Origin of the sequence: Tsukamurella spumae, assembly GCF_012396015.1 — a bacterium.
Classification (GTDB): domain Bacteria; phylum Actinomycetota; class Actinomycetes; order Mycobacteriales; family Mycobacteriaceae; genus Tsukamurella; species Tsukamurella spumae.
Genome location: NZ_JAAXOQ010000007.1, coordinates 118,592 through 144,939, shown reverse-complemented (window position 1 = coordinate 144,939; position 26,348 = coordinate 118,592). Strand labels below are relative to the sequence as shown.

General features: G+C 69.0%; 30 protein-coding genes and 2 pseudogenes. 18 read left to right on the top strand and 14 right to left on the bottom strand.

Going from position 1 to position 26,348, the window contains the following annotated elements; translation table 11 throughout:
• Nucleotides 1-26 precede the first annotated feature (26 nt).
• On the top strand, nt 27-779 hold the full coding sequence (locus HF999_RS07365) for a pirin family protein (protein ID WP_168545237.1): 753 nt from the start codon (nt 27-29) through the stop codon (nt 777-779).
• Nucleotides 780-791: 12 nt separating this feature from the next.
• Complete coding sequence (locus tag HF999_RS07360; protein ID WP_168545236.1) at nt 792-3,485, top strand: MGH1-like glycoside hydrolase domain-containing protein; 2,694 nt, start codon at nt 792-794, stop codon at nt 3,483-3,485.
• Between the two features lie 146 nt (nt 3,486-3,631).
• On the opposite strand, the gene HF999_RS07355 is transcribed toward HF999_RS07360, so the two are convergent.
• Together HF999_RS07355 and HF999_RS07350 are read right to left on the bottom strand one after the other, a co-directional pair.
• The gene (locus tag HF999_RS07355) at nt 3,632-4,609 is read right to left on the bottom strand and encodes a magnesium transporter CorA family protein (protein ID WP_168545235.1); all 978 of its coding nucleotides are present in this window, start codon (nt 4,607-4,609) and stop codon (nt 3,632-3,634) included.
• 10 nt (nt 4,610-4,619) lie between these two features.
• On the bottom strand, nt 4,620-5,000 hold the full coding sequence (locus tag HF999_RS07350) for an MmcQ/YjbR family DNA-binding protein (protein WP_168545234.1): 381 nt from the start codon (nt 4,998-5,000) through the stop codon (nt 4,620-4,622).
• Between the two features lie 23 nt (nt 5,001-5,023).
• On the opposite strand from HF999_RS07350, the gene dapB reads away from it, so the two are divergent.
• The 5 genes and pseudogenes from dapB (at nt 5,024) to HF999_RS07325 (ending at nt 7,940) form a co-directional block, all read left to right on the top strand.
• On the top strand, nt 5,024-5,767 hold the full coding sequence (dapB, locus tag HF999_RS07345; RefSeq protein WP_168545233.1) for a 4-hydroxy-tetrahydrodipicolinate reductase: 744 nt from the start codon (nt 5,024-5,026) through the stop codon (nt 5,765-5,767).
• 5 nt (nt 5,768-5,772) lie between these two features.
• Nucleotides 5,773-6,243 carry a hypothetical protein gene (locus tag HF999_RS07340; protein WP_168545232.1) on the top strand — a complete coding sequence of 157 codons (471 nt, stop codon included), beginning with the start codon at nt 5,773-5,775 and terminating at the stop codon, nt 6,241-6,243.
• A pseudogene (locus tag HF999_RS07335) lies at nt 6,243-6,473 on the top strand (flavodoxin family protein); the annotation flags it as partial. The gene HF999_RS07340 and the pseudogene HF999_RS07335, both read left to right, overlap by 1 nt.
• Nucleotides 6,474-6,495: 22 nt before the next feature.
• Nucleotides 6,496-6,975 carry a flavodoxin family protein gene (locus HF999_RS07330; protein WP_168545230.1) on the top strand — a complete coding sequence of 160 codons (480 nt, stop codon included), beginning with the start codon at nt 6,496-6,498 and terminating at the stop codon, nt 6,973-6,975.
• Nucleotides 6,975-7,940 (top strand): hypothetical protein, encoded by a 966-nt coding sequence (locus HF999_RS07325; RefSeq protein WP_168545229.1) that lies wholly within the window; start codon nt 6,975-6,977, stop codon nt 7,938-7,940. The genes HF999_RS07330 and HF999_RS07325 overlap by 1 nt, the downstream gene beginning before the upstream one ends.
• A 47-nt stretch (nt 7,941-7,987) precedes the next feature.
• Here the strand turns inward: HF999_RS07325 and HF999_RS07320 are convergent, their stop codons facing one another.
• The 3 genes from HF999_RS07320 to HF999_RS07310 are packed head-to-tail and all read right to left on the bottom strand — an operon-like array spanning nt 7,988 to nt 9,383.
• A complete protein-coding gene (locus HF999_RS07320; RefSeq protein WP_126198316.1) occupies nt 7,988-8,419 on the bottom strand; it encodes a hypothetical protein in 432 nt (143 codons plus the stop codon).
• A gap of 34 nt (nt 8,420-8,453) precedes the next feature.
• Nucleotides 8,454-9,131, bottom strand: a complete 678-nt coding sequence (locus HF999_RS07315) for an AbiV family abortive infection protein (protein WP_168545228.1) — start codon at nt 9,129-9,131, stop codon at nt 8,454-8,456.
• Nucleotides 9,132-9,164: 33 nt separating this feature from the next.
• A complete protein-coding gene (locus HF999_RS07310; protein WP_126198314.1) occupies nt 9,165-9,383 on the bottom strand; it encodes a helix-turn-helix domain-containing protein in 219 nt (72 codons plus the stop codon).
• A gap of 64 nt (nt 9,384-9,447) precedes the next feature.
• On the opposite strand from HF999_RS07310, the gene HF999_RS07305 reads away from it, so the two are divergent.
• Together HF999_RS07305 and HF999_RS07300 are read left to right on the top strand one after the other, a co-directional pair.
• Nucleotides 9,448-9,810, top strand: coding sequence for a DUF732 domain-containing protein (locus HF999_RS07305; protein ID WP_126198313.1), 363 nt, complete (start codon nt 9,448-9,450; stop codon nt 9,808-9,810).
• A gap of 43 nt (nt 9,811-9,853) precedes the next feature.
• On the top strand, nt 9,854-10,522 hold the full coding sequence (locus HF999_RS07300) for a hypothetical protein (protein WP_126198312.1): 669 nt from the start codon (nt 9,854-9,856) through the stop codon (nt 10,520-10,522).
• Between the two features lie 36 nt (nt 10,523-10,558).
• On the opposite strand, the gene HF999_RS07295 is transcribed toward HF999_RS07300, so the two are convergent.
• The 8 genes from HF999_RS07295 to HF999_RS07260 form a co-directional block, all read right to left on the bottom strand.
• Nucleotides 10,559-11,260, bottom strand: coding sequence for a hypothetical protein (locus HF999_RS07295; RefSeq protein ID WP_168545227.1), 702 nt, complete (start codon nt 11,258-11,260; stop codon nt 10,559-10,561).
• Nucleotides 11,261-11,493: 233 nt separating this feature from the next.
• Entirely contained in the window at nt 11,494-12,273 is a 780-nt protein-coding gene (locus HF999_RS07290) for a hypothetical protein (RefSeq protein WP_126198310.1), read from the bottom strand.
• 48 nt (nt 12,274-12,321) lie between these two features.
• Complete coding sequence (locus HF999_RS07285) at nt 12,322-13,017, bottom strand: hypothetical protein (protein WP_126198309.1); 696 nt, start codon at nt 13,015-13,017, stop codon at nt 12,322-12,324.
• A gap of 33 nt (nt 13,018-13,050) precedes the next feature.
• A complete protein-coding gene (locus HF999_RS07280; protein WP_168545226.1) occupies nt 13,051-13,494 on the bottom strand; it encodes a hypothetical protein in 444 nt (147 codons plus the stop codon).
• Nucleotides 13,491-13,712 (bottom strand): helix-turn-helix domain-containing protein, encoded by a 222-nt coding sequence (locus HF999_RS23155; RefSeq protein WP_126198307.1) that lies wholly within the window; start codon nt 13,710-13,712, stop codon nt 13,491-13,493. Before HF999_RS23155 ends, HF999_RS07280 begins: the two co-directional genes overlap by 4 nt.
• Before the next feature lie 166 nt (nt 13,713-13,878).
• Entirely contained in the window at nt 13,879-14,481 is a 603-nt protein-coding gene (locus HF999_RS07270) for a recombinase family protein (RefSeq protein WP_168545225.1), read from the bottom strand.
• 185 nt (nt 14,482-14,666) lie between these two features.
• Nucleotides 14,667-15,353: a hypothetical protein gene (locus HF999_RS07265; protein WP_126198305.1), complete on the bottom strand. Its 687-nt coding sequence runs from the start codon at nt 15,351-15,353 to the stop codon at nt 14,667-14,669.
• On the bottom strand, nt 15,350-15,790 hold the full coding sequence (locus HF999_RS07260; RefSeq protein ID WP_126198304.1) for a hypothetical protein: 441 nt from the start codon (nt 15,788-15,790) through the stop codon (nt 15,350-15,352). The genes HF999_RS07265 and HF999_RS07260 overlap by 4 nt, the downstream gene beginning before the upstream one ends.
• Nucleotides 15,791-16,663: 873 nt before the next feature.
• Between HF999_RS07260 and HF999_RS07255 the strand changes: the two genes are divergently transcribed.
• From HF999_RS07255 to HF999_RS07245, 3 genes are all read left to right on the top strand, one after another.
• A complete protein-coding gene (locus HF999_RS07255) occupies nt 16,664-16,918 on the top strand; it encodes a hypothetical protein (RefSeq protein ID WP_126198303.1) in 255 nt (84 codons plus the stop codon).
• A gap of 8 nt (nt 16,919-16,926) precedes the next feature.
• Nucleotides 16,927-17,106, top strand: a complete 180-nt coding sequence (locus HF999_RS07250; RefSeq protein ID WP_126198302.1) for a hypothetical protein — start codon at nt 16,927-16,929, stop codon at nt 17,104-17,106.
• Nucleotides 17,107-17,292: 186 nt separating this feature from the next.
• A complete protein-coding gene (locus HF999_RS07245; RefSeq protein ID WP_168545224.1) occupies nt 17,293-18,900 on the top strand; it encodes an AAA family ATPase in 1,608 nt (535 codons plus the stop codon).
• A gap of 139 nt (nt 18,901-19,039) precedes the next feature.
• On the opposite strand, the gene HF999_RS07240 is transcribed toward HF999_RS07245, so the two are convergent.
• On the bottom strand, nt 19,040-20,470 hold the full coding sequence (locus tag HF999_RS07240; RefSeq protein ID WP_168545223.1) for a recombinase family protein: 1,431 nt from the start codon (nt 20,468-20,470) through the stop codon (nt 19,040-19,042).
• Between the two features lie 25 nt (nt 20,471-20,495).
• Here HF999_RS07240 and HF999_RS07235 point away from each other — a divergent pair.
• From HF999_RS07235 to HF999_RS07210, 6 genes and pseudogenes are all read left to right on the top strand, one after another.
• A pseudogene (locus tag HF999_RS07235) lies at nt 20,496-20,738 on the top strand (flavodoxin family protein); the annotation flags it as partial.
• Between the two features lie 74 nt (nt 20,739-20,812).
• The gene (locus HF999_RS07230; RefSeq protein WP_168545222.1) at nt 20,813-22,045 is read left to right on the top strand and encodes an HNH endonuclease; all 1,233 of its coding nucleotides are present in this window, start codon (nt 20,813-20,815) and stop codon (nt 22,043-22,045) included.
• 104 nt (nt 22,046-22,149) lie between these two features.
• Entirely contained in the window at nt 22,150-22,947 is a 798-nt protein-coding gene (locus tag HF999_RS07225; RefSeq protein WP_168545221.1) for a thymidylate synthase, read from the top strand.
• Entirely contained in the window at nt 22,948-23,418 is a 471-nt protein-coding gene (locus HF999_RS07220) for a dihydrofolate reductase (protein ID WP_168545220.1), read from the top strand.
• A gap of 43 nt (nt 23,419-23,461) precedes the next feature.
• Nucleotides 23,462-24,367 carry a 4-hydroxy-tetrahydrodipicolinate synthase gene (gene dapA, locus HF999_RS07215; protein WP_168545219.1) on the top strand — a complete coding sequence of 302 codons (906 nt, stop codon included), beginning with the start codon at nt 23,462-23,464 and terminating at the stop codon, nt 24,365-24,367.
• Nucleotides 24,368-24,370: 3 nt separating this feature from the next.
• Nucleotides 24,371-26,329 carry a ribonuclease J gene (locus HF999_RS07210; protein WP_281347324.1) on the top strand — a complete coding sequence of 653 codons (1,959 nt, stop codon included), beginning with the start codon at nt 24,371-24,373 and terminating at the stop codon, nt 26,327-26,329.
• The last annotated feature ends 19 nt before the right edge of the window (nt 26,330-26,348 follow it).

Genomic DNA, 26,348 nt, shown 5'->3' with positions numbered 1-26,348 from the left:
GGTGCGCCCCGGCCTACGCTGACCCCGTGAGCGAGAGCAGGATCATCCGGGCCGCGGATCGGACGCACTGGGAGGGCGAGGGGCTGTACACGCGGCAGTCCATGCCCTTCACCGGGAACTTCGACCTGGGTGCGAACGCGCACGGACAGCTGCTGGTGCACAACGACGACCTCATCGATCCCGGATCGGGCGTCGATCGGCACTTCCATCGCGACGCCGAGATCGTGACCTGGGTGATCGCGGGCGAGGTGCACCACGACGACTCGTCGGGGTCGACCGGCGTGGTGCGCGCGGGTCAGGTGCAGGCCATGAGCGCCGGCACCGGGGTGAACCACCGGGAGCAGAACCCGCGCGCCACGCGCACGCTCGCGCGGGTGATCCAGATGTGGCTCCCGCCCGACGAGCTCGGCGGCGAGCCCGAGTACCGCACCGCAGACGTGCCCCTCGACGGCCGCGGTGCGGTACTCGTGGCCTCGGGGGTCCCCGGTGATGAACCGGCGGTGGCGATCCGCAACGACGCGGCGGCCCTCTACGCCGCCCGCCTCGGCGCGGGCGAAGCCGTCACCCTCCCGGCGGCGCCCTACGGTCACCTGTTCGTCGTCACCGGCGCGATCGTCGCCGGCGCTCCCGGCTCCGACGGTGACTCGCTCGCCGAGGGCGACGCGCTGCGCACCGTCGGGCACGGGGAACTGCAGGTGCGCTCCGTGCAGGACGGCACCGAGATCCTGTACTGGGCGATGCGGGTGCAGGCGGCCTCTGCGCTGCGGCCGCCCGTATAGGAAGATTCTCGGGTGGAGCACACCGAGACGACAGCTGAACACCGCCGCCTCGCGGAGAGTCCGGGCCCCGACGGGGCCTGGCGCCTGTGGGGCCCGTACCTCTCGGGCCGGCAGTGGGGCACCGTCCGCGAGGACTACAGCGGCAACGGAGACGCGTGGGGGAGCTTCGGGTTCGAGCAGGCGCACCGTCGGGCCTACCGCTGGGGCGAGGACGGTCTCGGCGGCATCTGCGACCGGTACGGATTCCTCAATCTCTCGGTGGCGCTGTGGAATCACAACGACCCGATCCTCAAGGAGCGCCTGTTCGGTCTGACCAACGAGCAGGGCAACCACGGCGAGGACGTCAAGGAGTACTGGTGGCCCGTCGACGGCACCCCGACCCACAGCTGGATGCACTGGATGTACCGGTACCCGCAGGCGGAGTACCCCTACCAGCGGCTGCGTGAGGCGAACGCCGCCCGCGACCGTACCGAGCGCGAGTTCGAGCTCGCCGACACCGGCGTGCTCGCCGACAACCGGTTCTTCGACGTGCACGTGCGCTACGCCAAGGCCGCGCCCGACGATGTCTGCGTGGAGATCGAGGCGGTGAACAACGGGCCCTCGCCGGCGCCGCTGGATCTGCTGCCGCAGGTGTGGCTCCGGAACACGTGGGCCTGGGGCCACGACGGCCGCCGCGGCGCGATCACCCGGCTCGACGGTCCCGAGCTCGGCGCGGGCGGCATGCAGTCCGTGCGGGTGGACCACGCGTGGCTCGGCGAGTACCACCTGTCCGCGGAGGGATCCCCGGAGGTGCTGTTCTGCGACAACGAGACCGATGCGGTCGCGCTCTTCGGCAACGCCGAGAACGCCTCGCCCTACCCGAAGGACGGGATCGGCCGGCGCGTCGTGAACGGCGACGAGGCGGCGGTCAATCCGCAGGGGCGCGGCACGAAGGCCGCGTTCTGGTACCGGTTCGCGTCGGTGCCGGCTGGGGAGAGCGTCACCGTCCGGCTCCGGCTCTCGCGCCCCGCCCCGTCGCTCGACACCTTCGGCCCGGGCTTCGACGCGGTGTTCCGCGACCGGCGCGAGGAGGCGGATGAGTTCTACGGCACCGTCATTCACGAGGACGTGCCGGACGAGGACCGGACCGTGGCGCGGCGCGCCTACGCGGGCATGCTGTGGAACAAGCAGCTCTACCGCTACGACGTGGAGTCCTGGCTCGAGGGCGATCCCGCCGTGGACCCCGCGCCGCGCGAGCGTGCGGATCCGGGCCGGCGCAACACCACCTGGAAGCACTTCTCCCTGGCCGACGTGATCTCCATGCCCGACGAGTGGGAGTACCCCTGGTTCGCCGCCTGGGACCTCGCCTTCCACTGCATTCCGCTCGCGCGCGTGGACCCGGAGTTCGCCAAGGAGCAGCTCGTGCTCATGTGCCGGGAGTGGGCGATGCATCCGAACGGGCAGCTCCCCGCCTACGAGTGGGAGTTCAGTGATGTCAACCCGCCGGTGCACGCGTGGGCGGCGTGGCACGTGTACCGCATCGACGGCTGGCGCGACCAGGACTTCCTCATCCGCGTCTTCACCAAGCTCCTGCTCAACTTCTCGTGGTGGGTCAATCGCAAGGGCTCCGACGATGCCGGGGTGTTCGAGGGCGGCTTCCTCGGGATGGACAACATCGGCTTCTTCAACCGCTCGGCGCCGCTGCCGCCGGGCTATCGGCTCGAGCAGTCCGACGCCACCAGTTGGATGGCCTTCTACTGCCAGCAGATGTTCAAGATCGCCATCGAGCTGAGCCGGCACGACCCGGTGTGGCAGGACTGCGCGACCAAGTTCCTCGAGCACTTCCTCCAGATCTCCAAGGCCACCTACAACTTCGGCTCGCACAGCCTGTCGCTGTGGGACGAGCAGGACGGCTTCTTCTACGACGTCCTGGTGCGGCCCGACGGCAGCGCACAGCCGATGCGCGTGCGATCGATGGTGGGGCTACTGCCCCTGCTCGGTGCCACCGACGTGCCCGCCTGGGTCGCCGACAAGTGCCCCGACGTGACCGCCCGGCTGAACTGGTTGCGCTCGCGCCGCCCCGAGCTGGTCGAGCCCGTGCTCTCCGGCAGCGACGCCGACGGCGGGGGCCGTATGCTGCTCTCCCTGGTCGGTCCCGAGCGCCTGCGCCGCGTCCTGGAGCGGATGTTCGACCCCTCGGAGTTCCTGGCGCCCTACGGCATCCGTTCGCTGTCGAAGGCCGAGCAGCAGGTGACGGAGGACGTCGAGGGCAACACCGTCTCGATCCAGTACGAGCCCGGAGAGTCCACGACGGGCATGTTCGGCGGCAACTCCAATTGGCGTGGCCCCGTGTGGTTCCCGGTGAACGTGCTGCTCGCCGACAAGCTCCGCACCTACGGCCGGCACTTCGGCGACGACTTCACCATCGCCATCCCCACGGGCTCGGACAACCTGTGCACGCTGGAGGAGGCCGCGGACGTCATCGACGAGGGCCTCGTCGGGCTGTTCCGCCCGGTCTCCCGGCCCGACGGTGGCGGCACGCGCCGCCCGGCCGACGCCGCGCGGATCGAGGGCAGCGACAACCCGCTGTGGGCGCAGCACCCGACCTTCTACGAGTACTTCGACGGTGACACCGGCGAGGGCTTGGGCGCGACCCACCAGACCGGGTGGACCGGCCTCGTCGCGCACCTGCACAACCCGCGCCTGCCGCTGGAGCCGCCGGCGTAGGTCGGCGGTACCCGGTGCCGTTGTGGTCGGGGCCACGCGCGGATTCGCGAGCGTGAACCGGCGATCTCTGATCGTCAGCGATAGACCGCGCGGGTGAACCAGGAATCGCCGCTGATCAGCAGTCTCCGCGCCGCCGTGGCGGTGCGTCAGAGCCAGCCGCGGCGCTTGAACGCGGCGTACAGGCCGCCCGCGAGGGCGAGCATCATCAGCAGGCTCAACCAGAAGCCCCACTCCTTGCCGAACCCCGGGTACGGGACGTTCTGGCCGAAGTAGCCGGTGATCGCCGTGGGCACGGCGATGATCGCCGCCCAGCTGGTGAGCTTCTTCATCACCACGTTGAGCTGATTGTCGACGAGCGCGAGGTTGGTCGAGCGCACCGATTCCACTGCGTCGCGCAAGCCCTCGGTCCAGTCCGCGGCGCGCATCGTGTGGTCGTAGACGTCCTCGGCGTAGGGGAGCAGGTCGTGCTTCTCCATCGCCGCGGAGACGCGGCGCAGCAGCGAGCCCACCACATCGCGCATCGGGAGCACGATGCGGCGCAGCTCGCCGACGCTCTTGTGCAGCTCGAACGTGACCTGCGAGATGCGGTCGCTGGCGCGGTTGTCGAAGAGGATCGACTCCACGTCGTCGAGCTTCTCGTCGACCGCGGTGATGCGCGCGGTGTAGCCGTCGACCACCGCGTCGAGCAGCATGAGTTCCAGGGCGTGCGGGCCGAAGCGCAGCAGGTCGGCGTTCTCCTCGATGGCGTCGGCGACGCCGTCGACGTCGAAGCCGAGGCCCAGCCGGACGGTGAGCACGCCGTGCGCGAACAGGAACATCGAGATGCGGCTCGTCGAGCCGTCCTCCGTGATCGCGTAGGCCGTGACGAACAGGATCTCGCCGTAGCGCAGTGACTTCGGGCGCTCGTGTTCGGTGAGCGCGTCCTCCACGGCCAGTTTGTCCAGGCGCAGCGCCGAGGCGAGCGGCGCGAACTGCGCCTCCGTCGGATCCAGCACGTCCACCCAGGTCAGGCCGGAATCCCGCGCCAGCGCGTCCGCGGCGGTGCCGACCTCTGCGTGATCGGAGCGATCGAAGCAGGGCTCGTCGGTGGCGCCCTCGTTCCACGTGCGGATGGTCACGTCCATGCGGGCAACCCTAGGACCCGGCCACCGGCGGGCGCTCGACGCGTTCCGCGAGGGCCGCGGGCGCCTGCACGCAGTAGGAGTCGGTGAGGAGTTCGGCGACCTCGTCCCAGTCGGTGGACTCGTCGACGAGGATCCCGACGGTGCTCTCGCCCCAGTTCACCCGGAAGTACGGATCCCCGAGGTTCTCGAACGCCGGGACCTCGCCCGGTTCCGCGCGGAAGATCAGCCGGAACAGCTGGTCCTCCCCGCCGAAGACGTGGGCCACCGTCGAACCGCGGACGCGCCAGCGCGTGCCCACCCAGGCGCGGTCGGCGACGCACTCGGGGAAGGCCTCGAGGATGCCGGCGAGGCGGTCGATCCACGCGTCGGGAACGTCTGGTCGGGCGGTCACTGTGCCAGGGTATCGTCGGGCCCATGCTGAACGTGGGTGTGTTGGGGTCCGGTGGCAAGGTCGGGCGCGCGATGGTCGATGCAGTGGAGGCGGCCGACGATCTGTCGCTGAGCGCGGCGGTGGACGCCGGTGACATGCTCACCGGCCTCCTGGACTCGAACACGCAGGTCGTGATCGACTTCACCCACCCCGACGTGGTGATGGACAACCTGAAGTTCCTCATCGACAACGGGATCCACGCCGTGGTCGGCACCACCGGATTCACGGACGACCGCCTCGACACCGTGCGCGAGTGGCTCGCCGAGAAGCCCGAGGTGGGCGTGCTGATCGCCCCGAACTTCGCCATCGGCGCCGTGCTGTGCATGCGCTTCGCCGCGCAGGCCGCGAAGTACTTCGACTCCGTCGAGATCATCGAGCTGCACCATCCGCACAAGGCGGATGCCCCGTCGGGTACCGCCAGCCGCACCGCCGAGCTGATCGCCGAGGCGCGCGAGCAGGCGGGTCGCGGCAAGATGCCCGACGCCACCTCCGCCGAGTTCGACCGCGCGCGCGGCGCCCGGGTCGACGGTGTCCGGGTGCACTCCGTGCGTGTCGCCGGCCTCGTCGCCCACCAGGAGGTCCTGCTGGGCACCCAGGGCGAGACGCTGACCATCCGGCACGACTCGCTCGACCGCAGCTCGTTCGTCCCCGGCGTGCTGCTGGGCGTGCGCGGCATCTCGTCACGGCCCGGCCTCACGGTGGGCATCGAGCCGTTCATGGATCTGTGAGTGGCATGACGCAGCGCGAGCGCGGCAACCTGGGGCAGCTCCTGGTCATCGGGTTCCTGGCCGTCGCGATGCTCCTGTACATCGGGCTGATCGGCGTGTGGGCCTCGATGATCGCCGGCCGCGGCGGGGCGGCGAACATCGGCCTCGCGGTCGGGATGGTGCTCGTCGGCGTGATGGGCCTGTGGATCCTGTGGTCGGTGCTGCGCAACGGCTACGCGCACCAGCGACTGGCCGCGGCGGCGAAGGCTTTGGGGCGCGACCTGGACGTCTCGGACCTGCCGAAAATGCCCTCCGGCCGGGTCCAACGGGACGCCGCGGACGCGCTGTTCGCCGAGGTCAAGGCGGAGTACGAGGCCGATCCCGATTCCTGGGTGAACACCTACCGGCTGGCCCGCGCCTACGACTACGCCGGTGACCGGTCCCGGGCGCGGGACTGGATGACCAAGGCCGTCTCGCTGGAGAAGAAGTCCCGCTGATGCCGGTGCTCCTCGTGATCCACCACACGCCGTCTCCGCACTGCCAGGAGATGTTCGAGGCGGTGATCGCCGGGGCCACCGATCCCGAGATCGAGGGCGTGGAGGTGGTGCGCCGGGCGGCGCTATCCGTGACCGCGTCGGACGTGCTCGCGGCGGACGGGTTCGCACTCGGCACGCCCGCGAACCTCGGGTACATCTCGGGCGCGCTCAAGCACTTCAATGTCAAATACCCCTGTAATAGGGAGTCTGCCCATGTCAGCGCCTGATCCCGCCGCCCCACGCCGTCTCTTGATCGTGCACCACACGCCTTCGCCCCACTGCCAGGAGATGTTCGAGGCCGTGCTGGCGGGGGCGACCGATCCTGACATCGAGGGTGTGGAAGTCGTGCGGCGTGCCGCGCTCACGCTGTCGCCCGCCGACGCGCTGGAGGCCGACGGCTACGTGCTCGGCACCCCGGCGAACCTCGGGTACCTCAGCGGCGCGCTCAAGCACGGGCTCGACAACATCTACTACCCGTGCCTCGACTCCACGCGGGGGCGGCCGTGGGGCTTCTACGTCCACGGCAACGAGGGCACCGAGGGGGCCGAGCGGGCGGCCGATTCGATCACCGGCGGCCTCGGCTGGGAGAAGGTCACGCCCAACGTCGTCGTGTCCGGCAAGCCCTCGAAGGCCGATCTGGAGGCGTGCTGGAACCTCGGCGCGACGGTCGCTGCGCAGCTCATGGAGGGGTGATGCAGGGCGCGAGCGACGAGGGTATGAGCTGGAAGGCGAACTGGGCGGTGGAGCGGGAACAGCGGCTCGCCCACCTCGCGGCGTTGCCCGGCAGGGCGCACTTCGAGATGTTCGACTCGCTGAACCGCGTCTCGCGGCTGTTCTCGGCCAACGGCAACGAACTGGCGAACCACATCGGCCAGTTCGTCGGCAACCCCATGCACGTCAACGACCTGCCGGATGAGTTCGAGCACGAGGCAGTGCGGTACTTCCATAACTACATCGCCTCGGTCGCCACGCTGCGGGACGTTCAGCGATCCACCCACCGCCGCATCTGGCCGGAGCGGCTGCCGGAGGGGGAGAGGCGCGATAACGACGACCGTCGAACCGTGTGGGAGCGGGACGTGTACGAGTCGAAGGTGACCGAGCTGTTCGGTGACGACGACATCAAGTTCCTGTTCGATCTGCGGAACTTCACCGTCCACTACTCCGTCCCGGTCATGTCGATGGGAACCAAGATGCAGTGGTCAGGTGGCGGCCCCACGGTCTGGACCAACAGAGTCGAGTTGAAGCGTTCCGAGCTGGACAAGTACACGAGGTGGGGCGGCCCCGCCAAGCGGTTCCTGCGTACCCAGGACGACGACGTGGAGTTCCTGCCGCTGCTGGAGAAGTATGGCCAGCGGGCGGCCGTGTTCCACGATTGGTTCTGGCGGCAGGTTGAGGACGCTGTACGGATCGAACTGGGCGAGTACATCAGTAAGCGGAACGAGTTCGCCAGTTGGGAATACGAGGAGAACCCTCGTCCCGACTGGGACGAGAACGGCAATCCAGTGCCGGGCTCATACCGTCGCAAACGCTGCGAGGCGCATCGGCTCAGGGCCGAGCTCGGTACGACCGGGTGGGGCGGATTCACAGTCGATCCCGACGGTGTCGCGGTGGCAGGGGAGACCGACTGGCCCCCGTTGCCGTCGGTGAATAGGTACTAGCCGGAAGCGATCCAGTTGCGCCGTAGCTCAAGCGGCGTGAGGTCGTTCTAGCCCGACATGATGTTGCCGCCTGCGCCGCCGAGGGCTCCGATGGCGACCTGGTAGAGGGCGCCCTTGAGGGACATTCCGAGTTGCCGAGCTTTGCTCCGCTCCTCCTCCGGTTGGGCCTCGTCTGCCGCCACAGCCTCGATCGCAGCGATCAGCCGATCGAGCTGGGCCTCGGGCGTTGGCCATTGCCCGACTACGCGGAGGGCGTTCCCGGTCGGTGCCCCGACGATTACGTCTCCGCTGGCCACGTACATCACATCATCGAAGAACGGTTCGAGAGCGAGTGCTCGCAACGCTCGCTGCACGTCCTTCTCCTCGAACCCGGTTAGCTGTGCAAGCTCGTTCGCCATTGGGGAATGGCCGTGTTCGTCGTAGAACTCGACTGCTGCGCGAAGTACGGGAAGGTCTCGGGTGTTCCAGGTGTCAGCCATGCCCAGAGGGTATGGCCCACCACCGACACGCGATCTAGTCGCCGGTCTCGGGCTCGGCGTCGCGCAGGTCGCCGTACACCGTCCGGAACATCTCTCGGTGCGCGTAAGGGATGACCTTCCAGTGGAGATCCTGCGCGCTGTCCTCGGTCGCGGTGCCGAGGTCCTGCTTTCTGGTGTGGTCCTCGATCAAGGCCATCTCGGCGAGCTGTGCGACACGCTCCAGCTCGGCAGTCACGGGCTCCTTCTCGATGTCCAGCGGCGATGCGAATCCACCACCGTTGCGCTGCCTGTTCGCGACGTAGAACCCGGCTTGCTTGGCCTCGTCTACTTCCTTGGGGACGCGCGGCACGGGGCGCTCCTCGCCGGGTGCCCACCCGCTGTAGTCGCCCCAGAACGGCCCCAGGTTGAGCGCGTTCCGTTCCGCGTGCTCGATCTTGTCGCGGTGGGAGTTCGACACCGAAAGGTGCTTGCCGCCCTCCTCGGCGGGGGCGAGCTCCACGGTGTCCGCTTCGCCCTCCCAGGCCGTTAGGGATGCCCAGTACACGGCATCGGCGCGGGCCAACTCCTCCAGGGCGAGCACGAGCAGGGACTGTGCGCGGCCCGCCGAACCTGCGGCGAGCAGAGTCGCCGCGTCCTCGATGAGACCGACGGCGTTCGCCATCAGGGCGTGCCAGAACTCGCGAGCGCGCGCGGCGGACAACCTGAGCGTCATTCCGCCGACTCTGCCACCTCGCGGGGCGTGTCGTTAGCCCTTGTCGCGCAGCAACTCGAGCGGGTCGAGCTGGAGGGTGTCGGCGATCTTCTCGACGGAGCGCAAGGTGAGGTTCCGCTCGCCGCGCTCCAGCCCGCCCATGTAGGTCCGGTGGACGCCCAGCACGTCTGCGAAGGCTTCTTGGCTCAGCTCCCGCTCCGCGCGGTACGCACGCAAGTTACGCCCAAGCGCGCGCTGTAGTTCGCCTTCCATAGCGTCATCGACTCTGCCGACCTGCTACTTGTAGGTCTACAGACTGATAAGTAGCATCTCCGTCATGATCAAGAAGTCGGTTTTGTCCGCAGTCCTTGCCGTCGGCATCGCTGCCACAGTTGCCCCTGCTGCCAATGCGTTCACGCCAGCCGAGTCTGCATACCTCGGTGAGGTCAAGATGTTCGCCGGTCCGCTCCCCGCTGGTGCCAACGACGCCGCCCTCGTCCGTGTGGGCCACCAGGTGTGCACTGACATGCGTGGGGGCGCAACTGCGTGGGAGGCCGCATCGAAGTTCCAGGGCGGCAATCGGTTCCTGGTGACGATGGTCAGTTCGGCATCCGCGCGACTGTGTCCTGATCAGAAGGGCAAGACTGTGACTGAGGCACGACTGTCGTACTCGTTGTGGCAGGCGGCGGGCGGGCGGTAGAGCCCGCCTCGACACCAACCCACCAGACCAGCAGAGGACACCCATGAACACCAAGAACATCACCATCGCAGTGCTCACGGCGGGGATGGCCGCCGCGCTGACCGGTTGTGGCGACGGCACCGCCTCGGACACCGGGGCCACGTCAACCGCCCCGGTCCCGGCCGCTGCGTCAGAAGGTGCGCCGAACAAGAACGCTCGGGGCGCGATTGAGGCTGAATGGGGCCAACCGGTCGAGGTCAAGGATGCGAGCGGCAAGCGCATCGTCAAGATCACCCCGCTCAAGCTGGATGCGACTGGGTGCGACAGCATTTCAGCTTCCAAGCTCGCTGGCTCCGAAGGCCCCACAGACGTGATCGTCAACGCGGTCCGGTTCGTCGCGAAGGTCGAGACCGGCGACTACAAGAGTTCGCAGTGGCTCTGGCAGTCGAACATCGACCTGATTGCGAACAACGGCCAAGTGGTGACGAATCTTGACCTCTCCCAGGATCCTGCGCTCTCCGACATCGAATGCCACGGCGCAATGAATCCCCAGCTCATCGGGGTCCCGACGAACTCCAGCAAGGTGGGCGGACCGAACATCTACTTGCCAATCGGGAAGACGAACGGTGGACCGAAGGCAATCGGATACGCGGTGATGGCTGACGGCGTGCCGGAGGGGACGTACCGCGTCGAATGGACTCGTCCCGCTGACGGCTGGCAGCTCATCAAATAGGTACAAGTGAGCCCCGGGTGGGAGCGGACGGGCCTGTCATAGCTTCCACGCCGAGTCGCGAGAGATGACCTCGAAGGTGCCGGGCACCGACCCCGCGCGGATGGCGGCGAGGGCGTGCGCGCGTGCCTCAGGATCACGCTCGGCGTCGGGCAGCCCGAGGGCGGTGTCCACGTCGGGCTGGCCGATGGTGCCCTCGGTGTAGAGCTTCTTCGCGAGCCCATCAATCGACTGCCAGCAGGTCGAAATGATGCGCGGCACGTCGCTGGGCCGAGGGGCGCCAGCAGCGACGAGGGCGGCGTGGTCGCGAGTGTTCGCGAGCACGACGCGGCGCACGTGGGCCGGTGTCGGGGGGCCACCGTGGGCCGCGTAGGCCTCGGCGAAGCTGCCCCCATAGAAGTACGCCGCCTCCGCGTGCGGAGGGAGATTGGTGACATAGCACCGGCCGCCATCACTCGAAGGGTCGTCGTCAGGGAGCAGGTACGCCTTGGTCACGGTGCCACCGAGGACCGTGGCCACCACGGCGTGACCCGCCTCGTGATGAGCTAGGGCGCGCCGTCCAGGGTCGATCCTCGCCACCGTGGGTGCGGGTACCCCGCCGCTGTACTTTCGCGCCGTGGGGACGGTGCGCGCCGTGGTGCGAGGTGCAGCCCTGGTGCTCGACCCCGCCGCCGCGCTGGCGCGCAGGGACGCGCTACGGGGAGATGCGGCGCGGTAGGCGCGGCCAGTGGTGAATTGCATGATCTTCTCTCCTCATCGGGGCGATTGCGACACGTGACGTGCGATGCGGTGGCGGGTCGCTGTAGACGGGGAAGGGGTTGCGGGCGCGGGGGTCGGCGGTCGGTCCGAAACCAGCACCGCCCAGGTAGTGAGACCACCCCCGCGCCCGCTCTCGTCGGGCGCGCGCGAGCCGACCGGGTTTCCACGGGCCAGGCCGGTCGCGCGCTGCTCACGACAAGTCTGTGTGCGCCGTCCTACCCGACGGTGACCGCGCCGATGGCGTGCTCGTAGCCGATGAGCACGCTGCGTTCCGCGATGGCGGCGGCGATGTTGTCGCGCTGCACCTCCAGCGTCTTGAACTCGGCCGCCGCAGTGCGCCACCCCGCAGTGGGCGAGGTGGCCACGATGGTGTCGCCGAGCACCAGCGGGTAGCCCCCGCCGAACACCCAGGTGTGGCCCAGCGGGGTGACCAGCTTGGACCCGTTGCGGATGAGCAGGTTCTGCGATGCCGCATAGGCGGCCCAGCGCGGCGAGGCGTGCAGGTAGCCGAGGGTGTTGGTCGCGCCGAGAAGTTCCTCCAGCTTGCCGACAGCCTCCACGATGTTCGGGGCCGTGGTCGGCGTCCCCGCGTCGATCAGTGCCCGGCCCGCGAACTCGCGCTCGACCAGAAGTTCCTCGTGAAGCCGGAGGTTCTGGAGCACGCGCAGCTCGATCTCAGCCTGCGACTGCGCGGTCGGGTCGCACTCGTCGTAGGACCACACCACCACGGGGTCGTGGGGGTCGGGCTGCTCGGGCCGGTCGCCGTCCTTGAGTGCGTCGCCGGGGTCGCCACACCACGGAACATCCCACAGTCCGACGGCATCCCCGCCGCCGTAGTTGTGCTGGCGGAACCGGACACCAGACGCGAGCCAACGCGGTACGTCGGCGCTGGCGTCCGAAACCCACGTGGTCCCCGCGTAGAGGCCCGTGCTCGTCGGGTTGACCAGGGGCGCTTCGTACTCGACCGGGTTCAGGGTCTCGTTGGGGGCGGTCATCGGATACCTTCTCTCATTGAAAACTATTGGTGTACAACGTTATTCATGTCACGCGGTGAGGTCGTTGTGGGCGATTCCGAGGCGGTCGAGTTCGGCGATCACCCCGCTCATATCGCGACCTCGCGCGGCCTGGGACTGCTCGGGGTTCGGGCGGCTGGCGCGCCACCGGCGGGCGGCGGTGATCTTCCGTTCCAGTGACAGCACCGACCTATCGACCCCGCGCAGTGCGTCGATCACGGCATCGCTCTCGGCGGGCACCCGCGTGCGGTCCTGTGCGGCAGCGCCGAGGATGCGCGCGAGTGGTGCGGCCAGGGGTGCGACGAACTCGGTCAGCGCCCCCGCCCATGATCCGCCGCGCAGCTCGTCGTCGGTGATGGCGGGGACAGGGCGGCGAACCAGCTCGCGGACGGCGCTCCGAGCCGCGCCTCGGTCACCGACGGCGGCGGCACGGCTGCGGTGGTCGGCCACCATGTCGCCCACCTCGCGGGCGAGGGCGTCCACGGCGGCGGAGATGTTCTCCACCGCCTCGCGGGCCGCTCCGCTGGCGGGGTTCGGCTCGGCGGCGAGCGCGACGGCCACCGGTCCCACAACGGCGGCCACCTCGGTGCTCAGGTCGAACTCGCCGTCGAGCACGTGGAGCTGGTGGGTGCGGCGTCGTTGCCGCTGCTCGGTCTGTGTGAGCTTGGTGGGTGCGACCTTGAGCGGCATGGGTCGGCGGCGGCTGCCTCTGGTGATCTTCTTCATGGTGGTCCTCGTCTCTCGGGTCGGGGTGGGTCGTTACGCGACCAAGTACGCGCGGACGCGGGGCTGGTCCAGCGGCTTGACCAGCGGGTCTCCAACGATCACGGTCCTCGTGCCGACGTGGACGACCGAGAGGTGGCTGGCCCCGTGCAACCACGAGAGGGCCATGTCGAAGGCCGAGAACGCGCCGGGCTGTGCGGAAGCGGTCAACTCCTTCGAGAGCGTGCGGGCGAGGCAGGCGCGCTCGATGACGGACCCCGGCGCGGCGTCGAGGGCAGCGAGGACGGCGGCCTTCGCCTCGGTGACGAGGGCAGGGTCGGGATCGTTCAGGAACATCGAGGTGTCGATGTCGCTGGTGGTGTGGTTCGTGGTGCTGGTCATGGTGTTCTCCGAGTCTCCGAGGCCCAGAAAACGGAAGTGCTGGAACAGGTCGCGCAGTTGTGAACGCCACTGGCGGCCAGACACAAGGACGGCGGTCATGCTCGCCGCCTCGTGGGTTCTACCGCGATCATGAGAGCGTCGATGTCGGCCGTGCGGACGCGCAGATGCCCGGTGCCCCCACCCAACCGATAGCCGCAAAGGCGACCAGTTCGGATGTACTGCCGCACAGTCCATTCGCTCACGCGCGCACGTTCGGCGGCCTCGGCCGTCGTCAGCCAGACCGGTGGCGATTCTTGTGGGGAATCTTGGGCGTTCACGGGGCCATCGTTGCACGCGAGGGCGCGTTCACACTACTGGTAACAGTCGGTATTTTACTGTGGCGCAACGTGATTGCCTGCAACCGTCGGCCTTGTCGGTTCCCCGTTAAACGGGGCGCGAGGGCGCGGGTGTGGTGCCCCGCGCCCGAACCTGTGCCTACACGGCCTAGCTCTCCTTGAGTAAGCGGTACATCGTTGCCCGGCCGACGCCGAACGTCTTCGCGATCTCGGGCACCGGCTCGCCGCTCGCCTGCATGCGGGCCGCCATCGCGACCTGCTGCGGGGTCAGGGCCGGGGGACGACCGATGGGCAGGTTGCGGGCCTTACGCGCCGCCTTCGCAGCCGCCCGGCGTTCGCGCTGTATCTCCAGCTCCAGCTCAGCCAGCGAGGCCATGACGCCCATGACCATCCGGCCGGTCGCCGTGGAGCTGTCCACGCCCTCACGGAGCGCCTTGATCACCACCCCGCGCTGGTCGAGGTCGCGAATCGTGGTCATCACCTCGGCCACGCTGCGGCCGAGACGGTCGATGCCGATGACGACGATGGTGTCGCCCTCGCGCGCGTAGTCCAGCAGCGCGGACAGACCGGGCCGCTGCTCCTTAGTTGACGTACCGGTGAGCTTGTCGGTGTACACCCGGTCGGTCGGCACCCCCGCGTCTCGCAGGGCGTCGAGCTGCTGATCGAGCGACTGGTGGCCGGTGCTGACGCGGGCATATCCCAGCACCACGCCGGAGGTGGTGCCAGTGGTGGAGAGCGAGTCGGTGGTCATGGCCGAATACTATCCCGAAAGTCTCCCGCACGCCATTTCGATACAAGACAACTTTCGGGACTGGTGAGCTGGTGAGATGCTCGCGGTCCAGGTCGTGCGCTCGGGCATCCCAAAACTAAAGTTCTGAGACAGGGTGACAGGCGGCCATCATGGCGCGGTGGTGCCCAGGGTAACGCTCTACGACCTCAGCGCCCGCGCTGGTCGGTCAAATGCTCCGAGCTGCTGACGATCTCGATGGTGCCGCTGCCACGCGGTCGCCCCAGGGTGCCCATGAACCCCGCCCCGCGCCCATCGACGTAAGAATGCCCCTCGGGCATCCGGTACCGCGTCACCGACGGTGTGATCTGACCTACGACCTCGGGGCTGGGCTCGACTGCCTCGACCAGCTCGGCCTCGATCACCTCGACGCCGCCGTCGAAGGCGGCCGAGTCGCCGTCTGGCGCGTCGGTGCCGGTCAGGGGTCCGTGGGTAGCCCCCGCATCGGGATCGTCCAGCAGCGGCGCGCTGAGCGCCCGTGCGGGCGCGTAGGTGGTCGGTGTGCCGATATTGCTCCACTGAATCTTGTCGAGCAGTTCGATTTGCCCTCGCAGGTCGAGGGTTTCGAGATGGCGTCGGGCCACCTCGGCGTGCATCCGGCGAAGCCACCCGGGCCGGTCGGCACCGGTCGAGCCGAACAGTGCCGTCAGCTCTGTCGAGAGGTCGGTCTCGATCTGTTCGGGTGTCTGGGTACCCTCCGCGACGGCGATGTTCGACTCCAACCCCGCCGCAACCGTGTCCAATACCTGCTGCTCCAGGTCGCGTTCGGCTATCAATCGCGCGAGCCGGACGGCCTGCTGCATGACTGTCTTTCGCTGTTCGGTCGTCGTGCTCATTCGACGGTCCCTTCGATGACGTTGCTGAGTTCGTCCTGCAACCGGTCGAGCACGTCGCTCGTCGTGACCGCGACGAGGTGTTGGTGACGTTCGGGACTGTGCAATCCGTAGAGCCTCAAGGTGTCGACATCCTGCGTGGTCAGCGTCCGGTGCAAGCTCGCCCACCCCGCCAGGTCGCCCGACGCGGCCGCCCGCGCGAGCAGAGTTTCACCGTTGTGGGTTCGCCGCGCCCGCAGCGCCAAGATGTTGGTCAGGGTTTCCTCGGCGTCGGGAACCGGGTTTCGCGCCCGGTGTCGCTCAACTGCGCGTTGAACTGCGCCGTGAGATTTGTAGTCGAGCTTGCGTGCGATCTCGTTCCAGCTCAGGCCGCAGGCGCGCAGGACGTGTGCCTTCTCCGCGCGTTCACGGGAAAGTCGGGTCGGCATAACGGGAGCCATGCCGCAAGCTTGCCTCATGCACGTGTACATTTCCACATCGCCGACTCTGGTAGGCGTTGTGTTGCACGGGATTCCGCCACGCACGCTGACCCCGCCTCCACCACTGACCCCGCCATGCCAACTCGGGTCAGTGCCGCGTGCCACGGCGCGGATTACGGACTCCGAGCGGGGTAGATCACGACCACCTCCTGGCCGCCGTCGCTGTTCTTCGTCACCACCCACCGATGGGGGCTCTGTGACCGGTGCGGCACGTGTGCGGCAAGCGCGGTGTCCTATAGACACCGGACGCACTTGCTGCACTCACTTCCGATACTTGCCGCACTCGTGACGCACTTTCCCGAGAAACAGGTCTCTACCTGGTGGTTTAGTGCGGCAAGGTGATTTTTGCCGCACTCTGACGCACTGCCGCGTTGAATCCGGGAAGGAGCGATGCGAAAAGGGTGTTGGCGCAGGTAGAGCGGCATTTCCTGGGGAGCGCGCCAGTGCGGCAGCGATGCTTGCCGCACTGCGCCTCTGAGGGGGTGGCGCGGCAGGCGTGTTTGACACACTCTGACGCACGGCCGCAGCAGGACGTAGACCGTCTCCACAGGCTCGAACTCCTGGAGGTTCCGCCGGTGTGGACGGCGGCCGAGCGTGGGGTAGTACAACACCGACTCTGGTAGGGAATGTATGTCCCGCAACGGTATTCGGCGCGCCGGTGCTTGAACGAGAGCGGATGGGTCCTGTACGGTATTCAGTAGGTCGCCGGCTCCGCCCGGCATAGGGGTCCGCACCACGCGCCCCGGTTCCCGACCTCTTCACGCCACCGCTTCCGCCCACGTAGCAGCCCCGCGCCCGCTTCGAGGAACTCGTTTCCAGCGAGAGCGATTCATCGTGAGTTCTACTGCCCCCACCGAAGCGGCGAAGTCCGCGCTACCCGTCTACGAGACGATGGCCGAGGTCACCGCTCGCACCAAGCTCAGCCGCGACTTCTTCATGAACCGCGTGGCCGACGGCTCCCTGCGCGCATTCCGCGCCGGTCCCAGCTCCCGCGCGCCGATCCGGTTCCGGCCGGAGGACATCGACGGCCTCATGCGCCGGTACGACCCCGAGACCGTGCCCGAGGCGTTCACCGGGCCGCGACAGTGAGCGCGCCCGTGGCGGGGTCCACCCCGCTCCCTGCCAGCGACCGGGCCGGTTCCGCAGTGCGAGCGGGGGAGACCGGCTCGCGGGAGTGGCTGGCGGCCACCATGTCGGCGTTCACCGACGACGAGCTGCGCCGGGCCGGAGAACTGTTCCGCAGCCTCACGCGCCGGGCTGGCGCGGTGGGCGGCTGAGGCATCGGCCCCGGCCCACGCTCGCCCATCACGTGCCGCGCACCGTAGATCGCCCGTATGGCGTCGGTCGTGCGGAGCCGGAACACCTACCCCGACATGCAACAAGGCCCCGTTCTCGGGGAACGGGGCCTTGCTTCGGAGTTTCCAGCATCCGCGACCACTCGCCTCCACGACGAAGGAATGATCGTGTCTCAGAATACCAGCTCCACCACGGCCGATGGAGCCAGCGAGCCCGCCGAGTTTGTTCCCGGTGCGTTCGTGCGCGACCAGTACGACTCCGAGCTGGGGCTGTTCGACAACCGTGCGGCCGAGGCTCTCGGCGCGCTGGCCGCCGTGCGGGTCGCGGACCTGCGGCGTGCCGGGATGGACTTCCCGGCTCCGCCTACCAACGGTGAGGTGGTCGCGTGGTGTCGCGGACGTGGGCGCGTGTGGAATCCGCCGCAGCGGGCGGGGGCCGACCTGCACACCGTCCGCGCCGCGCTCGGCGGAGTGCACCCCGCTTACCGAGTCGCGCTGGTCGATCTGGTCGAGCACGAGCGGCACGGCGAGGCGTGGGAGGCAGTGGCCCGGGAACTCAACACCGTTGCGCGAGGGGCCAGGCGGGGCAGCGAGCGCCCGACCACGCTGACCCCCGGCCAGTTGATCGAGGCGGGCCTGACCGCCGACCAGATCAGGACCTTGCCACGGGCCACGAAGGCGGCGACGGCTCGCTCGGTCGAGCTGGTGGAGACCTGGGACGCCGAGGCCCGGCTCGTGGCCAGCGAGCGGGGGAGCGAGGCCAAGGCTGCCCGCGCGGCGTGCTCGCTGGCCATCCCCGAGCCGATCAACCTTGCCGAGTACGTCCGTCAGACACCCCGCCAGATCGTTCACGATCTGCTGCCGTACGGACTGGGGCTCGGTCTGTTCGCCGAGAAGAAGGCGGGCAAGTCCACCGCCGTCATGGAGCTGGTCCGCGCGCTGATCAGCGGCGACAAGTTCCTCGGCCAGTTCGACACCGAGCTGCCCGAGGACGCTCGCGTGGTGCTTCTGGACACCGAGATGGGCGTGGACCTGCTGCACGAGGAGTACGTCACGAACGGGGTGCTCGCGCCGGATGAGGCTGCGAGATTCGACGTGTTCGACCTGCTCGGTACTCCTGCGCTGGCCGACGTGCGTACCGAGGCTGTGCGGGCGCGCTGGCGCGAGCGGATCACGCCGGGGTCGTTCATCATCATCGACTGCTTGTACAAGGTGCTCGGTGCGCTCAGCATCGGGGAGAACGACGATGCAGTGGGCCGGGTCATCACGGGCTTCGAGCAGCTCGTCACCGACTGCGGCGCGGTCGGCTGGGTTCTCGTGCATCACCTGGGCAAAGACCCGACCAAGGGTGCTCGCGGCCACGGCTCCATCGAGGGTTCAATGGCGGTGCTGTCCTACCTGCGGCTGACCGGTTCGCTGACGGACCCGCGTGAGTTCTGGGCCTTCGGGCGCGGCGGGGTGAGCATCGAGCCTCTACTGCTGTCGTACGACGATCACCAACTCCGCGTGGACGAGTCCAGGTTGGTGCGAAAGGCCCGCGCCCGCGATGACAAGCAGCGCGACATCGACCTCAAGGTGCAGAAGCTCGTGCGCGAGAACCCCGGCATGTCGGTCAGGTTCTTCCAGGAACTGGAGAAGGACCAGCGTGGCGGCATCGGCAGCAAGGCGATTCGTGACTCCATCGCGCGGCAGCTACAGGCCACCCCGCCGACCATCAAGAACCTGGGAACCGAGCACAAGAGCGAGCTGCACCCTGCCGATCCGTACAACGCCTGATCTCCTCGCCGCCAGCGCGGACGGCGAGGAGGTTCACCCCGCGCCTGGGTGGCCCGCTTCGCCGACAACACACGGCCCCCTCGCCACGAACTGGGAGAGGGGGCCGTTCGGTGCGGTGCGTGCGAGCTGGCCGCCGCGCTCACCGACGCTGGGGCTCGATGGTGATTCCGGCGCGCTTGTCGTGCCACCGGCCGCGCCCGATCCGCTCGATGCGGATATGCAGGGTCGCCTTGATGAACTCGCGCTGGTCCGCCAGCGGCATACCGCGCCACTCTGCAACGGGGTCGGCGGCGGTGGCGAGGCTGCGCACGGCCGGGTCCGTGAACACCGGAGCTGCCGCCGCCTCGGCCTCCGCGATCAACGCCTCCAGCCGGGTCGCCGCACGCGCTCCGGTGGACGCGGGCATCCGCCCCTCGATGATCTCGGTCTCCACCGCGTCGAGCCTCGCGCGTAGCTCGGCCAGCCGGGCAGGGGCGGTGGTGTCGGCCTCGGGCGTCTCGGCCAGTGCGGCCAGGACGGCGGGGGAGGTCAGAATCTGTTCGACCACCTCGTGCACGGCCTCGTCCACCAGGTCCAGACGCCGGGCGGCGTGACGGCCGGGCCTGCACGTGTAGACCTCGTAGCGGCTGCCGTCCTTCTTGGTGCCGCCTCGGCCCCGCCACACCTTCTCGCCGCAGACCCCGCACTCAGCGATGCCGGACACCAGGTACTTGACCGGCACCCCGCGCGGGCCGCTCTGCCGGGCGGCGAACAGCGCCACCAGGTCGTTGTGCTGGTCCTCAGTGAGGATCGGCTCCCACGTGCCCCGGCCGTGGATCATGCGCGGCCCCCGCACGCCGTCCTTGACCTCGGTGTGCACGCGGAACCCCGCCAGCGTGGGGTTGATGAGCAGGCGGCGCAGCTTGGCCGCGTCCCAGCGCAACGAGTTGTCCTGCTCCGCGATCCATCGGACGACCGAGGCGAACGACTGGCCCGCGAGAACGCGCCGGGCCGCCTCCGCGATGAGCGGGGCCTGGCCGGGGTGCGGCTCGCGTCGTACGGGCTTGCCGGTCTCGGGGTCACGGATGATGCGGTACCCGTACGGCACGCGACCGTGCGGCTTGCCGTCAGCCAGGTTGGCGCGGTGTGCGCGGAGGATGCGGGTGCGGGTCTGTTCGGCCTCCTTCTCGGCCAGCAAGGCGTCCAGACCGGTGGAGAAGCGGTCGTCGCCGTCGCTGAGGTCGTAGAGGCGTCCGGAGTACGACCACCGCACTCCGCGACGGGCGCACAGATCGCGCAGTTCCACGTACCGCTTGAGGTCGCGTTGCGCGCGGCTCGCCTCCCACATCACGAGCACGTCGCCGGGCTGGAGCAGCGCCTGGAGCCGGGCGTACTCGGGCCGGTCCTTGGTGGCGTACCGGCTGGCGGATACGTCGTTGTCCACGAGCACGTCCGCGACCGGCCAGGCGTGCCGCTCGCACTCGGTCCGGCACTCGGAGACCTGCTCCTCGACCGAGCGCCCACCGGCGCGATCCGACGAGACGCGGGCGTAGATGACCGCCCGACCAGGGGCGGAGGCTGAGGTGCTCATAGTAGGGGAGTTTACGCCGAAATAACACGCCTTCGACACGGTCTACTACCCGTGCCTCGATGCCACCCGCGGCCGGCCCTTCGGGCTGTACCTGCATGCGAACGAGGGTGGCGAGGGTGCCGTGCGCGCCGTCGACTCCATCACCGCCGGACTCGGTTGGGAGAAGGCGACGCCGCACGTGGTGGTGTCGGGTAAGCCGGCGAAGACCGATCTCGAGGCGTGCTGGAATCTCGGTGCCACCGTCGCTGCACAGCTCATGCCGGTGTGACAACCGCTGGCTCGTACATTCGATGTGGGAATCGACATCGAAAACTTGTCGGTGGGTCCGGGTAGCGTCCTGGTATGGACGAAAAGCTTGCGGTAGAGGATGACCCGCCTCCTGATGGGGCGGTGGGTGTGGATGTGGTGGACCGGTTACGTTCGAGTGAACTCCGACGCTGCCGATTGGCGGTCGAGCAGTACGCACTCGCGGCGGACCTGCTCCGGCAACGGGTCTGCGAACGCGCCGCGGCGGGGGTGCCGCAGGACCGGTGGCAGCAGGGCGTCGCCGCCGAGGTCGCGCTCGCCCTGCACATCTCCCCGAACACCGCCGCCCGGTTCCTCGCCCGCGCGGTGCAGTTGGAGAAGTACATGCCGCACACCCGCGCCCGCCTCTACGACGGTGACCTGTCCCCGGAGGCGATCCCCACCCTCCTGGCCGGGCTATCGCATTTGGACCTCGCCCGCCGCCAGCAGGCCGACACGGAGCTGTGCGCCGACCCCGCTGTGTTGGCCGGGCTCGGGCTCAAGCAGTTGGCGGGGAAGGTGCAGCAGGTCGCCTACCGGCTCGATGCGCAGGCCACCGTGGACCGGAATGCGGCGGCGGAGAAGGACCGGTCGGTGACCCTCCGGCCCCTGCCGGAGGGCATGGCCCGGCTGTCGCTGCTGCTGCCGATGGCGCAGGCCGTCGGCGCCTACGCCGTGCTGCGCACCCACGCCGACACCCACGTCGGGCACGATCAGGAACTGCGGACCCGCCCGCAGCTCATGGCCGACACCGCGTTCACGCGTCTGACCGGCCGCGACACCGCCGACGGGCAACCCGTCACCGTCCACCTCACCGTCCCCGCCACGGTGCTCCTCGGTGACCGGCCCGGCACCGCCCACCTCGACGGCGGCGGCCCCCTGCCCGCGGAGATCGCCCGCAACCTCATCGGCAAAGCCACCGCCACCGGCGTCGCCTGGGTCAAACGACTCTTCGTCACGCCCGAGACGGGGGCCGTGGTCGCGATGGACTCCCGCCAACGCCTCTTCCCCGACGGACTGGCGGAGGTCATCCGGATACGGGACAGGTACTGCCGCACCCCCTACTGCGACGCGCCGATCGCGCACACCGACCACATCACCCCACACGCCGCCGGCGGCCCCACCAGCTACAGCAACGGGCAGGGCCTGTGCGCAGCATGCAACTACGCCAAAGAAGCCCCCGGCTGGCGCAGCGCAACCGTTGACGACCCGTCCGGGAGGCACACCGTCGAAACCCGAACCCCCACAGGGCATGTCCACCGATCCACCGCACCGAATCAAGCGGCGTAGTCGCGGGCGCGGATGCTGTGCGCAGGTCGCGACCAGTCCGCCGACGCGCCGGTGAGATCTCGGCCGTGAACGGACTTGTCGGTGGTCGCCTCTAGACTGAGGTTGTGATCGCGACGCCCTATGAAGACCTGCTCCGCGACGTGATGGAGAACGGCACGCACCGCCCGGACCGCACCGGCACCGGGACGCGCAGCGTGTTCGGTCGCCAGCTCCGGTACGACCTGTCCCAGGGCTTCCCGCTCATCACCACCAAGCGGGTGCACATGAAGTCCATCGCGTACGAGCTGTTGTGGTTCCTGCGCGGGGATTCGAACGTCAGGTGGCTCCAGGACAACGGCGTCACGATCTGGGACGAGTGGGCTGATGCGGATGGTGAGCTCGGCCCCGTCTACGGCGTGCAGTGGCGCAGCTGGCCCACCCCGGACGGCCGCCACATCGACCAGATCAGCACCGCGATCGAGACGCTCCGCACCAACCCGTCCAGCCGGCGCAACATCGTCTCGGCGTGGAACGTCGCGGAGATCGAGAACATGGCGCTGCCGCCCTGCCACGCCTTCTTCCAGTTCTACGCGGCGGACGGCAAGCTCAGCTGCCAGCTCTACCAGCGCAGCGCCGATCTGTTCCTCGGCGTGCCCTTCAACATCGCCAGCTACGCGCTGCTCACCCACATGGTCGCCGCGCAGGTGGGTCTCGAGCCGGGTGACTTCGTCTGGACCGGTGGTGACTGCCACATCTACGACAACCACGTCGAGCAGGTCACCGAGCAGCTGCGCCGCGAGCCGTACCCGTACCCGCGGCTCGAGCTCGCGGAGCGGCCCAGCATCTTCGACTACGAATACGGCGACATCACGGTTCACGACTACGTGCACCACCCCGCCATCAAGGCCCCGGTGGCCGTGTAGATGATCGGCCTCATCTGGGCGCAGGCACGCGGGGGAGTGATCGGCGCGGGCGGGGGGATCCCGTGGCACATCCCGGAGGACATGCGGTTCTTCCGCGAGACCACCGCGGGCGCCACGGTCCTCATGGGGCGCCGCACGTGGGACTCGCTCCCGCCGCGGTTCCGGCCCCTCCCGGGCCGCACGAACATCGTCGTCACTCGGGACCGGTCATGGCGGGCCGACGGTGCGGTGGTCCAGCACGATCTCACGCTCCCGGACGGTGACCTGTGGGTCATCGGCGGTGGCGAGATCTACACCGCCGCACTGCCTCTCGCCGATGTTCTGGCCGTCACCGAGGTCGACGCGACGATCGAAGGGGACACGAGGGCACCGTCGGTCCCGGAGGGATTCGCGCTCGACGACGAGCCGGGGTGGAGCGAGTCATCGTCGGGACTGCGTTACCGGCACCTGACCTACCGGCGCAAGCGCTAGCCAATAGCAGCTTTCGGCTACCGGGTGGGTAGCCTTAGCGCTTATGAGTGCGACCCCGGCGACCACAGCGCCCACCACCCCGTTCGGCACGATCTCCGTGGCGATGGTGACCCCGTTCAAGGCGGACGGCACGCTCGACCTCGAAGCCGGGCAGAAGCTGGCGTCGCACCTGGCCGATCAGGGCTGCGACGGACTGATCGTCGCGGGTACCACGGGCGAGTCGCCCACCACGCAGCCGTGGGAGAAGATCCAATTCCTCAAGGCCGTCATCGAGGCCGTCGGCGACCGCGTGAAGATCACCGCGGGCGTCGGCACGTACGACACCGACGAGTCCGCCGTCTTCGCGCGCGATGCCGCCGAGGCGGGCGCGCACGGCCTGCTCGTGGTGACCCCGTACTACTCGCGGCCGCCGCAGGCCGGGCTGCTCGCGCACTTCACCACGGTGGCCGACGCGACAGACCTGCCCGTGCTGCTCTACGACATCCCGCCGCGCTCCGTCGTCGCGATCGAGACCGATACGCTGCGGAAGCTGTCCGAGCACAAGAACATCATCGGCGTGAAGGACGCGAAGGGCGACCTCGGCGCCGGCGCGCGGCTCATCGCCGAGACCGATCTCCAGTTCCTCTCGGGCGACGACCCGCTGAACCTGCCGTGGCTGTCGGTGGGTGCGCTGGGCTTCGTCTCCGTCATCGGGCACGTCGTCGCGCCGCAGCTGCGCGCGATGCGCGACGCCTACTTCGCGGGCGACAACGCCCGCGCCAAGGACATCAACGCCTCCCTCGGGCCCGTCTACGAGGCCATGGCCGGCCTCGGCGGCGTGACCTTCTCGAAGGCGGCACTGGCCCTGCAGGGCCTTGATATGGGGGTACCGCGCCTGCCGCAGGTGCCGCCCACCGGTGAACAGCGCGACCGGCTCGCAGCGCTACTGACCCAAGCGGGGGTGCTCTAAACAATGACCGACGGTGCAGCAGGTGGAGCCAGACGGGGCCGTAAGGCCACCCGGCAGGCGGGTCCGCCTGCCGAGCCCAAGCCGGTGATCGCCACCTCGGCGGCGCGCGTCGTCGTCGAGGACAAGGCCCCGGCGGCGAAGGCCCAGGCCGGCCAGGCGTCCGAGGCGACGGCGGCGAAGGCCCCCGCGCAGCAGCCGCAGAAGGCCGCGGCGAAGGGCGGTGGCGGCCGGCGCGGTGGCGGGCGGCGCGGCAACGACCGGCAGAAGGCACCGTCGGCGCCCGTGGAGCGGTTGGGCGCCCCGCCCAAGCTGCCCAAGGGCGGCATGCGGATCGTCGCGCTCGGCGGCATCAAGGAGATCGGTCGCAACATGACCGTCTTCGAATACGACGGCAAGCTCCTCATCGTGGACTGCGGCGTGCTCTTCCCCGAGGACCAGCAGCCCGGCGTCGACCTGATCCTGCCGGACTTCCGGTACATCGAGGACCGGATCAAGGACGTCCAGGCGATCGTCCTCACGCACGGCCACGAGGACCACATCGGCGCCGTGCCCTTCCTGTTGCGGCTCCGCCCCGACATCCCCGTGGTCGGCGCGAAGTTCACGTTGGCGCTGGTCAAGGCCAAGTGCGACGAGCACCGTCTGCGGCCCAAGCTCGTCGAGGTCCGCGAGGGCGAGTCCACGAGCCACGGCCCCTTCGAGTGCGAGTACTTCGCGGTCAACCACTCGATCCCCGACGCGATCGCCGTCGCGATCCACGCCGGCGGCCAGGTGGCGCTGCACACCGGCGACATCAAGCTCGACCAGCTGCCGCTCGACGGCCGCCTCACCGACCTGGCGGGTTTCTCCCGACTCGGTGACGCCGGCGTCGACCTGTTCCTCGTGGACTCGACCAACGCCGAGGTGCCCGGCTTCGTGACCCCCGAGCGGGAGATCGGCCCCGTGCTCGACAACGTGATCGGCCGCGCGAAGGGACGCGTGATCGTGGCGTCCTTCGCCTCGCACGTGCACCGCATCCAGCAGATCGCCGAGGTGGCCGTCGCCCACAACCGGCGGATCGCGTTCGTCGGCCGCTCGATGGTCCGGAACATGGCGCTGGCGCAGGAGCTCGGCTACATGCACCTGCCGGAGGGCGTCGAGGTGGACCTCGACACCGCCGCGTCGCTGCCGGACGACCGGGTCGTGCTCATCTCCACGGGTTCGCAGGGCGAGCCGCTCGCGGCGCTGTCCCGGATGGCCCGCAGCGAGCACCGCAACATCACCATCTCGCCGAACGACCTGATCGTGCTCGCCAGCTCCCTGATCCCGGGCAACGAGAACTCGGTGTTCGCCGTGGTCAACGGGCTGTCGAAGCTGGGCGCCAAGGTGATCACCCAGCAGAACGCCAAGGTCCACGTGTCCGGCCACGCCAGCGCCGGTGAGCTGCTGTACCTGTACAACGCGGTGCGCCCGCGCAACGCCATGCCGGTGCACGGCGAGTGGCGGCATCTGCGCGCCAACGCCGCGCTGGCCGAGGCCACCGGTGTGCCGAAGGATCGCATCATGCTCGCCGAGGACGGCGTCGTGGTGGACCTGGTCAACGGTGTCGCGAAGATCGTCGGGCAGGTGCCCGTCGGCCACGTGTACGTGGACGGCAACTCGGTGGGCGACGTGGGCGAGTCCACGCTGTCCGACCGGCTGGTCCTGGGCGAGGGCGGCTTCATCTCGATCAGCGTCGCCATCGACAAGGAGGGCAACGCCGTCAGCAAGCCCGAGGTGTCGGGCCGCGGCTTCTCCGACGATCCGACCGCGCTCAAGGAGGCGGAGCAGCTCGTCGAGGACGTGCTCGCCGATCTGGCCGCCGAGGGTGTCAAGGAGGCCCACCGCATCGCCCAGGGTGTTCGACGGGCCGTGGGACGCTGGGTGGACAAGGCCTACCGTCGCCGGCCGATGATCGTGCCGACCGTGATGGTCGTGGGGGAGTAGCGAACATCTTCGTCAAGCG

Bases quoted from the DNA above. Each gene is read 5' to 3' on its own strand.
- HF999_RS07315 (WP_168545228.1), bottom strand. From the start codon at position 9,131: ATGACGCTCAGGTTGTCCGCCGCGCGCGCTCGCGAGTTCTGGCACGCC.
- dapA (WP_168545219.1), top strand. From the start codon at position 23,462: ATGAGTGCGACCCCGGCGACCACAGCGCCCACCACCCCGTTCGGCACG.
- HF999_RS07340 (WP_168545232.1), top strand. From the start codon at position 5,773: ATGACGCAGCGCGAGCGCGGCAACCTGGGGCAGCTCCTGGTCATCGGG.
- HF999_RS07305 (WP_126198313.1), top strand. From the start codon at position 9,448: ATGATCAAGAAGTCGGTTTTGTCCGCAGTCCTTGCCGTCGGCATCGCT.
- HF999_RS07240 (WP_168545223.1), bottom strand. From the start codon at position 20,470: ATGAGCACCTCAGCCTCCGCCCCTGGTCGGGCGGTCATCTACGCCCGC.
- HF999_RS07300 (WP_126198312.1), top strand. From the start codon at position 9,854: ATGAACACCAAGAACATCACCATCGCAGTGCTCACGGCGGGGATGGCC.
- HF999_RS07310 (WP_126198314.1), bottom strand. From the start codon at position 9,383: ATGGAAGGCGAACTACAGCGCGCGCTTGGGCGTAACTTGCGTGCGTAC.
- HF999_RS07265 (WP_126198305.1), bottom strand. From the start codon at position 15,353: ATGAGCACGACGACCGAACAGCGAAAGACAGTCATGCAGCAGGCCGTC.
- dapB (WP_168545233.1), top strand. From the start codon at position 5,024: ATGCTGAACGTGGGTGTGTTGGGGTCCGGTGGCAAGGTCGGGCGCGCG.
- HF999_RS07295 (WP_168545227.1), bottom strand. From the start codon at position 11,260: ATGCAATTCACCACTGGCCGCGCCTACCGCGCCGCATCTCCCCGTAGC.
- HF999_RS07325 (WP_168545229.1), top strand. From the start codon at position 6,975: ATGCAGGGCGCGAGCGACGAGGGTATGAGCTGGAAGGCGAACTGGGCG.
- HF999_RS07230 (WP_168545222.1), top strand. From the start codon at position 20,813: ATGGACGAAAAGCTTGCGGTAGAGGATGACCCGCCTCCTGATGGGGCG.
- HF999_RS07260 (WP_126198304.1), bottom strand. From the start codon at position 15,790: ATGGCTCCCGTTATGCCGACCCGACTTTCCCGTGAACGCGCGGAGAAG.
- HF999_RS07270 (WP_168545225.1), bottom strand. From the start codon at position 14,481: ATGACCACCGACTCGCTCTCCACCACTGGCACCACCTCCGGCGTGGTG.
- HF999_RS07280 (WP_168545226.1), bottom strand. From the start codon at position 13,494: ATGACCGCCGTCCTTGTGTCTGGCCGCCAGTGGCGTTCACAACTGCGC.
- HF999_RS07330 (WP_168545230.1), top strand. From the start codon at position 6,496: ATGTCAGCGCCTGATCCCGCCGCCCCACGCCGTCTCTTGATCGTGCAC.
- HF999_RS07320 (WP_126198316.1), bottom strand. From the start codon at position 8,419: ATGGCTGACACCTGGAACACCCGAGACCTTCCCGTACTTCGCGCAGCA.
- HF999_RS07290 (WP_126198310.1), bottom strand. From the start codon at position 12,273: ATGACCGCCCCCAACGAGACCCTGAACCCGGTCGAGTACGAAGCGCCC.
- HF999_RS07355 (WP_168545235.1), bottom strand. From the start codon at position 4,609: ATGGACGTGACCATCCGCACGTGGAACGAGGGCGCCACCGACGAGCCC.
- HF999_RS07285 (WP_126198309.1), bottom strand. From the start codon at position 13,017: ATGAAGAAGATCACCAGAGGCAGCCGCCGCCGACCCATGCCGCTCAAG.
- HF999_RS07220 (WP_168545220.1), top strand. From the start codon at position 22,948: ATGATCGGCCTCATCTGGGCGCAGGCACGCGGGGGAGTGATCGGCGCG.
- HF999_RS07210 (WP_281347324.1), top strand. From the start codon at position 24,371: ATGACCGACGGTGCAGCAGGTGGAGCCAGACGGGGCCGTAAGGCCACC.